The 11,481-nt window shown below is 71.9% G+C and carries 11 protein-coding genes; 4 read left to right on the forward strand and 7 right to left on the reverse strand.

Annotated features, from left to right (window positions below):
• On the forward strand, positions 1-224 hold a 224-nt coding region (locus MXD95_RS06025), incomplete at its 5' end, for a hypothetical protein (RefSeq protein ID WP_250639552.1).
• A 6-nt stretch (positions 225-230) separates the two neighbouring features.
• Here MXD95_RS06025 and MXD95_RS06030 read toward each other — a convergent pair.
• Positions 231-923, reverse strand: a complete 693-nt coding sequence (locus MXD95_RS06030) for a hypothetical protein (protein WP_250639542.1) — start codon at positions 921-923, stop codon at positions 231-233.
• Positions 924-1,302: 379 nt separating this feature from the next.
• Here MXD95_RS06030 and MXD95_RS06035 point away from each other — a divergent pair, with 379 nt between their 5' ends.
• Positions 1,303-2,790, forward strand: coding sequence for a condensation domain-containing protein (locus MXD95_RS06035; protein WP_250639543.1), 1,488 nt, complete (start codon positions 1,303-1,305; stop codon positions 2,788-2,790).
• Here the strand turns inward: MXD95_RS06035 and MXD95_RS06040 are convergent.
• Both MXD95_RS06040 and MXD95_RS06045 read right to left on the reverse strand, forming a co-directional pair.
• Positions 2,787-4,550 (reverse strand): hypothetical protein, encoded by a 1,764-nt coding sequence (locus tag MXD95_RS06040; protein WP_250639544.1) that lies wholly within the window; start codon positions 4,548-4,550, stop codon positions 2,787-2,789. The two genes, MXD95_RS06035 and MXD95_RS06040, sit on opposite strands and share 4 nt — an antisense overlap.
• A 283-nt stretch (positions 4,551-4,833) precedes the next feature.
• The gene (locus MXD95_RS06045; RefSeq protein ID WP_250639545.1) at positions 4,834-6,240 is read right to left on the reverse strand and encodes an MATE family efflux transporter; all 1,407 of its coding nucleotides are present in this window, start codon (positions 6,238-6,240) and stop codon (positions 4,834-4,836) included.
• 102 nt (positions 6,241-6,342) lie between these two features.
• On the opposite strand from MXD95_RS06045, the gene MXD95_RS06050 reads away from it, so the two are divergent.
• Positions 6,343-7,959 carry a glycosyltransferase family 4 protein gene (locus MXD95_RS06050; protein WP_250639546.1) on the forward strand — a complete coding sequence of 539 codons (1,617 nt, stop codon included), beginning with the start codon at positions 6,343-6,345 and terminating at the stop codon, positions 7,957-7,959.
• A 38-nt stretch (positions 7,960-7,997) separates the two neighbouring features.
• Here the strand turns inward: MXD95_RS06050 and MXD95_RS06055 are convergent, their stop codons facing one another.
• Positions 7,998-8,501 carry a GNAT family N-acetyltransferase gene (locus tag MXD95_RS06055; protein ID WP_250639547.1) on the reverse strand — a complete coding sequence of 168 codons (504 nt, stop codon included), beginning with the start codon at positions 8,499-8,501 and terminating at the stop codon, positions 7,998-8,000.
• 54 nt (positions 8,502-8,555) lie between these two features.
• Positions 8,556-8,825 (reverse strand): type II toxin-antitoxin system TacA family antitoxin, encoded by a 270-nt coding sequence (locus MXD95_RS06060; RefSeq protein ID WP_250639548.1) that lies wholly within the window; start codon positions 8,823-8,825, stop codon positions 8,556-8,558.
• Positions 8,826-9,012: 187 nt separating this feature from the next.
• Between MXD95_RS06060 and MXD95_RS06065 the strand changes: the two genes are divergently transcribed.
• Positions 9,013-9,810 carry an aldo/keto reductase gene (locus MXD95_RS06065; protein ID WP_250639549.1) on the forward strand — a complete coding sequence of 266 codons (798 nt, stop codon included), beginning with the start codon at positions 9,013-9,015 and terminating at the stop codon, positions 9,808-9,810.
• An 11-nt stretch (positions 9,811-9,821) separates the two neighbouring features.
• On the opposite strand, the gene MXD95_RS06070 is transcribed toward MXD95_RS06065, so the two are convergent.
• Positions 9,822-10,607, reverse strand: coding sequence for an ABC transporter permease (locus MXD95_RS06070; protein ID WP_250639550.1), 786 nt, complete (start codon positions 10,605-10,607; stop codon positions 9,822-9,824).
• The coding region (locus MXD95_RS06075) for an AAA family ATPase (protein ID WP_250639551.1) at positions 10,604-11,481 on the reverse strand (878 nt) is incomplete at its 5' end. The genes MXD95_RS06075 and MXD95_RS06070, both read right to left, overlap by 4 nt.

Consider the following 11,481-nt stretch of genomic DNA (forward strand, 5'->3'; position numbering starts at 1 on the left):
GGGGGGGTGGGGGTGGGGGGGGGGGGGGGGGGGGGGGGGGGGATGGGGGGGGGGGGGGGGGGGGGGGGGGGGGGGGGGTTGGGGGGGGGGTGGGGGGGGGGGGGGGGGGGGGGGGGGGGGGGGGGGGGGGCGCGGGGGCCCCCCCCCCCCCCCCCCCCCCCCCCCCCCCTCGGCGGGGTCGGGGCGGCGGCAAGGGGGCTGGCCTTGCAGGTGGGCCGGTGTAACCCGAGTCAGATCCCAGGTTCGTCCCTGTCGGATCGGCGGCAATGGCAGCTGGAGGCAGGGCCATCTCCTGCGCGCAACGCGCGCCAACGGCGCAGGAGCGGGATGCGGCCGAGCATGGAGTGATCTGAGAACTCACGGTCGAAGTCGACGGACAGGAGGGTCCAGTCTTCGGCATAGCGAAAGCCGTCCGCGTCCGCGGACTCATGGAAGCCCATCGCGCGGAGATCTCGTAGGCCATCTGAGCGGTCGCGCCAAGCCGACAGCAGGTTCGCGGCGGGGGGCACGGCGGAGCCTGCGGTCGTGAACTCCAGCGCCGGATCTGCTCCGAGCTGGTTGGCGGCGTGCCATAAGGGGGCGAAAGCGGCGAGGTCGTCGCGCCGGTTGGCCGGGCGCAGTGCGGCAACGGCCAAGGCGAGTAGGCCAAGGCGCATCATCTCGAGATCATCTCGACGAACCGCGAAGGAGGCCATCCGGACCGAGAATGCTCGCAGTGTTTCCGCCTCTACTTCCGGGCGGATCAGGTCAAGGAGCTGGTCGAGTCCACCGGTGCTGTGGGCCTTGCGCAACAGCGTGACGATGGCGACGTCCCGCTCGTCCGGGATCGGGCGCTCGGCGTAGCGTTGTGCGTCTCCTCCTGTCAGGCAGACCAGGTCCGCGAGCTCGAGGGGATGTGGTCCGGGTTCCCCCTTGTCGGCCATGCCGCTCCTTCGTTGCTGGTCCTGTGACCACCATCTCAGTCCTGTCGAATGATAACCAGAGGTCTACTCTCCGTGATCGGAGGAAGCTTGGTTGCGGGTGGGGGTAGTTTTCGGTGGCACCGGGCACCCGTAGTCGGATACCGGTACCCCCGCGGAGGAAAAGTTACGTTTGGTGATTATCGATGTCTCTGGGCTCGATGGGGCGGGGAGGGATGGTGGTGGCGGCGGAGTGCCCCTCGTGGGGTGACCTCTCTCGCGATCATGCGATATCCAGTGGCTAGGCTTAGCTCGCTTGCCAGTCGGTGACGCGCGCCATCGCTGTGAATGTGTGAGAGTCGCAGGTGTGTGATACCTACGGGAGAGAGGCCGGCCTACGAGAATGGGATGGGCGCACGAGGGCGATGCCGCTGCATCGCCGATCCCCGACCGGGTATTGACCCCTGGTGAGCAGATTCTCGCCGCGTCGGACCGGGCGAGTGCGCCGCTGACCTGCGGATTGTTCGTCCAGACCGATGGGGGGCTTGATCCTGGACGGCTGCGGGCGGCCGTCTGGACGGTGCTTCGCCAGCATCCGATGGCGCGCGCGGTGCTCTACGGTTCCCGCCAGCACGCCTGGCGCTTCGTCGCCGGGCCGACGGCTGACCCGGTCGGCTTGGTCGATGATGGCACCGAGGGGTGGCGGGTTCATGAAGTGCTCTCCTCGGCGCCCTTTGACCTGCGTCGCTACCCGCCGCTGCGGATCGCGCTGGTGCGCCGGCCAGAGGGCGATCAGCTCTGCGTGGTGGCGCATCACCTGGCACTCGATGGTCTGCGCTTGGCAAGAGTGGTCAAGGAGATCCTTGACGTGTACCGGCAGTCACCAGGCGACCTGGCCGGTCTGGGCGCTCAGCGCGAGCAGCGCGGGATGCCGGCCGGGGTCTCACCGGTGGTGCGGTCCACCGGATCGCCATGGTCCATTCTGGTCCGCCGTTCGGGGCGGTACGTCATCCCGTTGACGGCAGGACGTGGAGACGGCTATGGCTATCACCCGATGGTGCTACCGATGCCCGTCGGGGAGCGAACGCTGCCGGACGGCCGTCATCTGACGGTCAACGATCTGCTGCTGGCCGCGGCGCATCTGGCGATCGACCGCTGGAACACCCGCAGCGGTGGCGAGGCAGGCTGCCTGCGGATCCGAATGCCGATCGACCTGGTCGGCCCGGATGGGTCTGGCGAGGAGGCCGAGGGCAACCACACCGGCCAGACGCTGATCATCACTGAGGCGTCCGACCGGTGCGACCCGGTGGCGCTGGTCACGCGGGTGGTTGATCAGACCGTCGTGGCCAAGCAGGCAACCCCACCGCCGGTGCCCGGGGTGTCCGGCGCGCTCGGTGTCGCCATGGCCCGTTATGTGCCGGGACCGTGGCGCAGCACACTGCTGCGGATGGGGGTCGCAGCTGCCCGACCGCTGCTGGCACCGACCGCTGCGGTCAGCAATCTCGGCCGGCAGGATGCTCTCGCCGGGCCGATCGGCGTGCCCGGTCCGGGCGGGCGCTACCTCGTTGCCGTCACAGACGCGGGGCGGGCGGCTCTGCCCGGGCCATCGGTCACCGGCGCCTACTTCACCGGGACGGCCGGCATGCCGCAGGGGTTGTTCCTCGGAGTGCTGGGCATCGGCGACAAGCTGAATATCACGGTCTGTTACCATCGTCAGCTGTTCGGACTGGGTGCCGCGATGGCGTTCGCCGAACTGTTCCGGGGCGCCTTCGCGGAGGTGGCAGATCCCGATCCGGATCCGGCAGCGTCGACAGTGGCTCCGGCGCCGCAGATCACCGGAGCCGCGGCGCTCCGGTCACATGCTGAGCCGGTGACGCGAGTCCGTGTCTAGTGCTGGTTCAGCAGGACGTCGAGGTCCACCTGCAGGAGCCACTGGTCCAGCTTGAACGGCGGGTAGGGCCAGGTCAGGCCGTCGAGCACCATCTGGTTCACCGGGAGCCAGAGGATCCGGCGGGAAGCGTCGACGGCTCCGCGGCGCACTCCGACGTAGCGGGTCGACGGGCCGCGTAGCCGGCTGAGGCCGACGTCGATCGGGCGGTCGGTGCGGAAGGTCATCTGGCTGCCGCGTCCGGAGGGACGGACCACCTGCACCAGGCCGTCGAGCCCGGCCAGCAGGATCGCGCCGCTGGTCGGGTCGTGGCTCACGCTGCGTACCAGGCCGCCCTGGTCCGTGCCGACCACCAGGTAATCGGGTGGGTTGGCAATACCCCAGCTGTCCACCTGCCAGTTCCCGGTCGCCGGGGCGCGGGTCACCAGCCCACGTTCACGGCCCAGTTTCGGGTAGACGGCAAGAGTCTCGGCGGTGAGGCCATCACGTTTCGTCCGAGCCACGTACAGGGTGCCGTTGGCGTCGAAGACCGCGGACTCCATTCTGGAGCCGTCCTGCACGGCGCGGACCGCTGTGCTACGTGGAGTGATGGTCCCGTGGGACTCGTTGTAGGAGAACTCCTGAATCGGGAACGGCTGCGTGCTGTAGTCGAGTCCTCGTGCGTCGCTGATCAGGACGAACCGCTCGTCGTCCGGTTCGCTGGTGGGGTCGACGCTGATTTCGCGCGGATTGACGACGATCTCGATGCCGAGCGGCCGTACCTGCGGGTACTGCCAGAATGCCTTCACCCGCCCGGCGAGATCGATGACGAGCAGCGAGCCGTTGTCCGTGCCACCGGTGCCCGTGCCGAGATACTGCGCGATGACCAGATGGCCGCTGCGGGGGAGCCGGGCGACCGAGGCGGGGCCGCGCGAAGTGCGCGGCTCCACCGGCGACAGCTTCGGGAAGGCCCGGGCGGCGATGTTCGGCTGGGCGGACGCCGCGAGTTCCGCCGCGGTGCGCGACGCACCCCCGTCGTAGACCCAGCGGCCCGAATCGCCGTCCTTGTGCAGCTGTCCGATGCTGGGCAGCTCCCCGCCGGTGCGCACATCCCAGCCGTAGAAGGGCATGAGCGAGGTGAACACGACCCGCTGGCTACCGTCGGATACCGGCACGACGATCACGTCGGAGGTGTCGCCGCCGCCGACGCCACGGTAGCTCGGGTCGAACCGGGGCAGGGACGTCCGGCCTCGGTCGGAGGGAATGACCAGCCGGGTGAACCGCTCCGCGTCGGGTTCGAAGACCTCGAGCTCCATGTCCGTGCCGGTGAGCTTCGACTGGTCGTCCGTGAACGGCGTTGTCGAGATGAACACGGTTCCGTCGTCGGCGACGGCGGACATGAAGGCTGCCTGGCCGGGCCCGAAGCCCCAACCGGGGACGTCGACGGTGCGCACCGCCGAACCGGGCGCGCCGAGCTCGTTGAAGCTGTCCGGTGCTCCGTAGATGGTCAGCAGGTTCTGGGGCAGCTCGCTGACCGCGCCGGCGGGCTCCGACGGGCCGGCGGTGACTCCGCCGACCGGCGCCGACGGGTGGGCGGAGGGCATTCCGGACGGCGTCGCGCCCTCGGAGGACAGAAGCCGGCCGGCGAGCAGTCCGCCGCCGGCCGCGGCGCCCAGCCCGACCCCGGTGATCAGAAGCCGCCGGCGGGTCAGCGGTCCGGCGTCGCGCGGTGTCCGGGTCTCGGTGTCGTCACGGTCCGCTTCAGTGTCACCCGCGTCGCGCATGGGTAGCATGTCGTGCTCGCTGATAGCGGCGTCCTCGCCGTCACCTCGCGATGTTCGGCCGCGTCGACGGCCGGGTTCATCGCTGTCAGTGCCCGCTCGTATCCTGACTGGCATGTGCGGCGGCCTCCGCCTCTCGATGCCGGTGGGGGCTGTCCACGCCGATGGGGGTGATCCCACCGGGTAGAACGACGGTACCGGACCGGCCCATGCGACATATCGGGCATAGGGCGAAGGGCCACGCCCGTCCGGGGCAGCCCGGACGGGCGTGGTGAGAACTGTGGGCTCAGACCGGCGCGGGATACCCGCCGTCGGCTGCCTGCGGACGCTGGGGCGCCTGCGGACGCTGCGCGGCTTCCTGCCGGTCGGCGTGGTGCAGTTGGACGACGAGCAGGCCGACCGCCATGGCGGTCAGCAGTTCGGCGGCCAGCGCCGCGACCGCCGTCGGCATGGCGCCACCGCCGGCCGAGACCAGCGCGCCGGTGGTGGCCACCGTGGCCACGGCGAGCACGCCCACGACCCGGCGCACGCCCGCACCGAGCAGGTACGTGGTGAACATGAGCGTCACGGCCAGCAGGGTCATCGACAGTGCCAGCACCCACAGGGCGTCGGAAGCGCCGGTCAGATGAGGGCCGAAGACCAGCCCGATCAGCCACTTTGCCCCGACCAGGCCGATGGTGGCGAGCAACAGCCCGGGCGCGACCACGAACGCGAGCGCGACCGCGAGGGTGCCGCCTGCCGGCCGGCCCTCCTTGCGGCGCCGGGCCGCCTCGGGCAGGAGGAAGTTCGCGACCGCGAGCCCGATGAACACCGGCACCTTGCAGGCGGTCGAGATCGCCGCGTACCCACCGACGCCGGACTTGCCGAGCCAGCCGACGATGACCACGTCCATGTTCTGCAGCAGAGCCAGCGGAACGAGCGCGCCGAGGGCGACCGTGGTGTCCGCGATGACGCTCTGGCGGGCGCTGGGCCGGGGCGCCGGGATCGGGATCGGGATCGGGCCGGTTGCCGGCGGCAGGCTGTTGTCGACATGTACCGGCATCGTGGGTGCCGCCGGCGCCTGGCGGGGAAGACGTGGGGTGCGGGCAACCGCCCAGCGGCCGTGTTCCGCCCCGACGAGCACACCGATGACGATGCCGAGCCCCGCACCGTTCACGCCCATCCCGCAGAGCACGAAAAGGATCACCAGGCCGATCCGGACGAAACCCTCGACCACGAAGTTCACCGCCAGGCGCTGGTATGCCCCGCGCGCCTGGATGAGTCCCCGCTCGACGCACAGCAGCGTCCACAGCGCCGCCCCGATCGTGGCCTCCGCGATGGCCACCGGATGGTCGTAGGACATCAGGGTGGCCACCGGCCGGGCCAGGGCGAGCGCCGCGACGGTCGCGATGCCGATGCCGATCCCGCAGACGCCGCGCAGCCGGCGGATCCAGGACCACTGCTCGCGCCGGGTGTCACCACTACCGGACGTCTCATGCTGGACAACCGCGATCAGCAGGGCATTGCCGGCAACCGAGAGGATCAGGAAGATGCTGACCTGCACGGACACCGCGCCGTAGGAGTCGGAATCCAGCACCCGCGCGGTGACCAGGTTCATCAGCAGGTTGCACCCGTTGACGAGCATGCCGGCGACCGCCAACGCCGCCGGTCCGGCGAGTAGGCCGGCCAGGGCCGCTCGCGAGGACTTCGCCATCGGTCTCCCATCAGGCGCGGGACGCCGATTTCTCCGGCATCGGTAGGTTGCAGGCGAACATGCTAAGCCCTGTCGGTCGGACAGAGAGGAACGCCACTGGTGATGGGAAGCTTCCACCCGCCGTACCCCGGCGTGCTCGCATCGCACCGCTACCTGGCCACGCTTGCCGGCCGGCATGTGGTGTTCCTCAACTGGCGTGACCGCGCGCATCCTCAGGCTGGCGGGGCGGAACTGTTCTGCCAGTCGGTGGCCGAACGGTTCGCCGCAGCGGGGGTTCGGGTGTCCCTGTTGACCTCCCGGGCAGGCGTGGACGGGCAGCCGCCAGCACCCGCGGCGGAGCATGTCGCGGGAGTGGACATCCGTCGTGGCGGTGGCACTTTCGGGGTGTACCCGTCGGTGCTGGCGCGGCTCGCGAGCCTCGGCCGGGCCGGGCATCGGGTCGACGCGGTGGTCGACTGCCAGAACGGGATTCCGTTCTTCAGCCCGCTCGTGCTCACCGCGCGCACCCCGGTGGTCCAGGTTCTGCACCACGTCCACCAGAAGCAGTTCCCACTGTATTTTCCCGGACCGCTGGCCCGGGTCGGGCAGCTGCTGGAGGCGCCCGGCAGCCGGCTGGTCTACCGGCGTCGCCCGTCCGTCGTCGTGTCACCGTCCACCCGGGACGAGTCCCGCTCGGTGCTGGGCCTGCCCGGCCCGCGCTACCTGGTGCCCAACGGCGTGACGGCAGTGGGCGCCCGCGGTGAACCCGCGGCCACCCCGACGATCGTCTGCGTCGGGCGGCTGGTGCCGCACAAGCGGCTGCACCTGCTGCTGGACGAGCTGCCGGCGCTCGCCGCAGCGCATCCCGGGCTGGTCGTGCACATCGTCGGGGACGGACCGGACCGGGAGCGGTTGGTGGCCCACGCGGTCGCCCTCGGACTGACCGCCCCGGCGACCGGGCCGGGCTCCGGTTCGGCCGTCTTGACGCCCGGCTACCAGGCCCCCGCCGATGTGGTGCGCGCGGATGTGGTGCGTTGGCATGGTCAGGTCGCCTCCGAGGTGCGTGACCGGCTGCTGTCGTCGGCATGGCTGACGGTGAACCCATCACACGGCGAGGGCTGGGGACTGTCCGTGCTGGAGGCCGCCGCGCTGGGAGTTCCGGCGGTGGCCTTCCGAGTGCCGGGGTTGCGCGACGCGGTGCGCGACGGGACGACCGGCTGGCTGGTGTCGGACGGCACGCCGCTCGGTCCGGTCATCGACGCGGCTCTGCGGACCCTGGCCGATCCGGCCGGCGCGGCCAGCCTGCGCCTCGCGGCCCGGGAATGGGCGGCCGGGTTCACCTGGGACGCCAGCGCCGAGTTGCTGGCCCGGGTGGTCAGCGCGGAGATCGACCGGCTGGCCGGGCCGCGGGCGGCGGTTCGGGACCGGCGCCGCAGGGACGACGAGACCACCCACGTCACGTTCACGATGCCGGTGGAAGCACCCCTGCCGGCGCTGCGCCGCACGGACCTGGTGTACCGCCCGGATCCTACCGGTGACGAGGTCGTCGCCGTCCTCTACGGAGCCGGGCCACGCGAGGCCCACAGGGCCCTCGACCGTGTCGGGGTGACGTCCCCGGCCCGGGTCCGCCCCGGCACTGGCGAGGACCAACTGGTCGCGGCGGGCCGTGCGGTGGCTGCAGCGGCCGCACAGGTACCTGCCACGGTTCCACCCGTCACGACGACGGCTGCCGCCTTCTGAATACCGGCCGCAGGTCGGCTCGGCGGCCGCCGGTCGGCTCAGCCGGGACCGGCGGCGCGCAGGGGGAGGGCGTGCAGGGAGGAGTCGAAACGGGCCGGGTGGAAGCCGAGGTGCCGGTAGAAGGCTCTTCCGGCGGAGTGCGGCGCGTGGGCGAGCAGCAGTGGCAGGCCGACCATCCGGTGCACGGTGAGCGAGCGCATCACGGCGTCGCGAACAAGGCGTGCCCCGACGCCGCGGCCGGTATAGCGCAGATCGACGGCGAGCCGGCCGACGAACATCGCCGGCACCGGTTCGGTCGGGCGGCGGGCTCGCCGGCGCGAGCCGGGGATGCGCTCGACGGCGGCTGTCGCGAGGCAGTAGAAGCCGGCGATCCGCTCACCCTCGGCGCCCGTGCGGTCAAGGATGACGAAGGTGTTCGTCGTGCGGTCCTGCTGATGCTCGAGGGCGTGGTGGCGCAGCCAGCTGTCCAACGGGTCGTCGCCGCTGGTGAAGGTGGCGCGCTCCACGGCCTCGGTCAGGGCGGTCGGCTTGGACAGAGGCACGGGGCGTGGTCCTTCCGGGCGGGGCGGCGCGCGGCGGCTCGAGACGCTGGCGCGCTATTCGGCGCCCGGCTCCTCGTCGAGCAGCCGGCGCAGCCGGGAGGCGTCGCTGGGCGGGGACTCCAGCAGGGCCTCGAAGGCACCCCAGTCGGTGTCGGGGATGCGGAACAGGCGCCGGTCGGCGAGGACCTCGTGGGCGTAACGTTTCATCGCCTCGACGGCGAAGCCCTCGAGGGACAAGCCCTCGCCCTCGGCGGCGGACCGGATGGCGTGCGCCTCCGCCGCGGGCAGCGCCACGGTCAGTTCGTCATCCCTGGCGGCACTCATGCTGGCAGTCTGCTCCCCGCGCACGCGGCCCGGCTCGCCGGGTCTGATGTGCTGCCCGGAGGTGCCGCGGTGCTTCGATGAACCGGTCGCTGTCCTGACGTTAGCGTCCCATTCATCCTGACAGAAAGGTCTTCCCGCCGTGCCGCCTTCACCTGTGCCGACCGTCGCTCTCGCCCGCGGAGCCCGCATGCCCCGACTGGGCCTGGGCACCTGGCCGCTGGACGACCACGCTGCGGCGGACGTGGTGGAGCGGGCGGTCGGACTCGGCTACCGGCTGGTGGACACCGCCCACAACTACGGCAACGAGCGGGGGGTCGGTGCCGGCCTGCGCGCCGCCGGAGTCCCACGCGAGGAGCTGTTTGTCACGACCAAGTTCAACAAGCGCTCGCACAGCGTACGCGGCGTGCGCCGGGCTGCGGTGGAAAGCATGCGGCGGATGGGCCTGGACTATCTCGATCTGCTGCTGGTCCACTGGCCGAACCCCTGGCGGGACCGGTATGTCGACGCCTGGCGCGGGCTGGTGGAGCTGCAGCGCTCAGGTGAGGTGCGAGCGATTGGAGTGTCGAACTTCAAGCCGGCGCACCTGGACCGGCTGCTCGCCGAGACCGGGGCCGTCCCCGAGGTCAACCAGATCCAGCTCGACCCGCGCCTTGGCCGGGCGACGGCCCGCGCCTACCATGCGCGCCACGGGATCGTCACCGAGTCGTGGAGCCCGCTGGGCGCGGGCAGCGACCTGCTGGACGAACCGGTGATCGCCCGGATTGCCGCCGAGCGTGGGCGTACCCCGGCTCAGATCGTGCTGCGCTGGCATCTGGATCTGGGCTGTGTGGTCGTGCCGAAGTCGGCGAGCTCGCGCCGGCTGGCCGAGAACATCGCCGTGTTCGACTTCGCTCTCGACGCGGGCGAGCTGGCCGCGATCGGCGGCCTGGACCGTGGCCCGGGTGGCGAGGCCGCGGCACTGGACTCCGACACCTTCGGCCACTGAGGACCGCCCGGTCAGGATGTCATGTCGCGGCGGCGGAAGAACACGATGGCGACAGCGACCATGGCGGCGGCGTAGAGGCAGCCGCGCAGCAGGGCCTCCGCGTAGGGGACGGCGAACGCTGTTCCCCCCGTGGCGATCTCCTGCATGAGCTGGATCGGCAGCCAGGCCCGCGCCGGCGGGTAGATGCGCGAGACCAGCATCTCCACCGGCAGCGCGTATGCGATCGCCACCGCGATCGCACTGGCCGGGCCGCGCAGCACGATCGCGGCGAGGACCCCGACGGCGGCGTAGCCCAACGAGCCGATACAGAGGTTCACGAAGGAGGTGCCGAGGGCGGCGACACCCGCCCCGCTGAGCCAGGCGGCGCTGGACACTCCCCGGACCGGAGCCAGCGGGAACGCCAGCGCCGCGGCGACGACGGTGGCCGCGGCCACCACCAGAACGACGAAGGAGGCCAGCGCCAGAAGCTTGCCCGCCAGCAGACGCGCCCGGTGCGGTTGCGCGACGAGCTGGTTGCGCAGCATCCCGTGCGCGTGGTCACCGGCGAGGGCCGCCGCGACGACGGACAGCGCGACCACGCCCAGCAGGATGCTCACCGTCTGCGCACCCTGGGTCATCCCCTCGGGCTCGGACAGCCAGGCCGCGGTCACCGGGTTGCCGTCGAAGTCGGTGTGCCCGACCGACAGGAAGGTCAGCACGGTACCGAGCATCGCGCAGGCGGTCACCGCCGCCAGGGTGCCCAGGAGGAACCGGGGCCGCAGCAGCGGCACCCACTCGGCGCGCATCGCGTTTCTCATGTGGCACCCCCGCGGCTGTGCGCCGGGTCGAGCCCGACGCCGGCCGGTGGCACGCTGCCGTCCGGGACGGTCCGCAGCTGGTTGGCGGAGACCAGATCCCCGTCGATCTCGCCGGTGACCCGCAGGAAGGTCTCCTCCAGGTTGGGCCGGTGGGTGCGCAAGGAGCGCAGGGAGATGCCCGCCCCCATCGCCATCCGGTTGAGGTCGGCCGCGAGGCTCTCGGGCCCGTGTACGGTGACCACCGGCTGGTGCGTGCTGGGGCCGGCCGCGTCCGGAACGCCGAGGCGCAGGTCGAGCTCGACGGGCAGGCCGACGCCGTTGATCATCCCGGCCAGCCGGCGGGCGTCCTCGTCATGCTCGGGGACGAGGTGAATCCGCGGGTCCTCGGCGGCCAACAGGTCGGTGACATGCCCCTGGAACAGCATCCGCCCAGCATTGATCATGACCAGGTGGTCGCAGATCTGCTCGACCTCAGTGAGCAGGTGGCTGGAGACGAACACGGTCATCCCCCCCGCGGCGAGCTGCCCCAGCAGGGTGCGGATCTCCCGGATGCCGGCTGGGTCCAGGCCGTTGGTTGGCTCGTCCAGGATGAGCAGCGACGGCCGGGGCAGCAACGCGGCGGCGATCCCAAGGCGCTGCTTCATCCCGAGGGAGTAGGTGTGGAACCGGTCGTCGGCGCGTTCGGCCAGGCCGACCTGGGCCAGCACCTCCTCGACCCGGGGGGGGGGGGGGGGGGGGGGGGGGGGGCGGGGGGGCGGCCGCCCCCCGCCCCCCCCCCCCCCCCCCCCCCCCCCCCGCCCCCCCCCCCCCCGCCCCCCCCCCCCCCCCCCCCCCCCCCCCCCCCCCCCCCCCCCCCCCCCCCCCCCCCCCCCCC

This window comes from Frankia sp. AiPa1 (assembly GCF_023243075.1).
Taxonomy (GTDB): Bacteria; Actinomycetota; Actinomycetes; order Frankiales; family Frankiaceae; genus Frankia.

What these genes read in the sequence shown, in the direction of transcription:
- MXD95_RS06030 (WP_250639542.1), bottom strand. Translation starts at nt 923, where the DNA reads ATGGCCGACAAGGGGGAACCCGGACCACATCCCCTCGAGCTCGCGGAC.
- MXD95_RS06035 (WP_250639543.1), top strand. Translation starts at nt 1,303, where the DNA reads ATGGGATGGGCGCACGAGGGCGATGCCGCTGCATCGCCGATCCCCGAC.
- MXD95_RS06040 (WP_250639544.1), bottom strand. Translation starts at nt 4,550, where the DNA reads ATGCGCGACGCGGGTGACACTGAAGCGGACCGTGACGACACCGAGACC.
- MXD95_RS06045 (WP_250639545.1), bottom strand. Translation starts at nt 6,240, where the DNA reads ATGGCGAAGTCCTCGCGAGCGGCCCTGGCCGGCCTACTCGCCGGACCG.
- MXD95_RS06050 (WP_250639546.1), top strand. Translation starts at nt 6,343, where the DNA reads ATGGGAAGCTTCCACCCGCCGTACCCCGGCGTGCTCGCATCGCACCGC.
- MXD95_RS06060 (WP_250639548.1), bottom strand. Translation starts at nt 8,825, where the DNA reads ATGAGTGCCGCCAGGGATGACGAACTGACCGTGGCGCTGCCCGCGGCG.
- MXD95_RS06065 (WP_250639549.1), top strand. Translation starts at nt 9,013, where the DNA reads ATGCCCCGACTGGGCCTGGGCACCTGGCCGCTGGACGACCACGCTGCG.
- MXD95_RS06070 (WP_250639550.1), bottom strand. Translation starts at nt 10,607, where the DNA reads ATGAGAAACGCGATGCGCGCCGAGTGGGTGCCGCTGCTGCGGCCCCGG.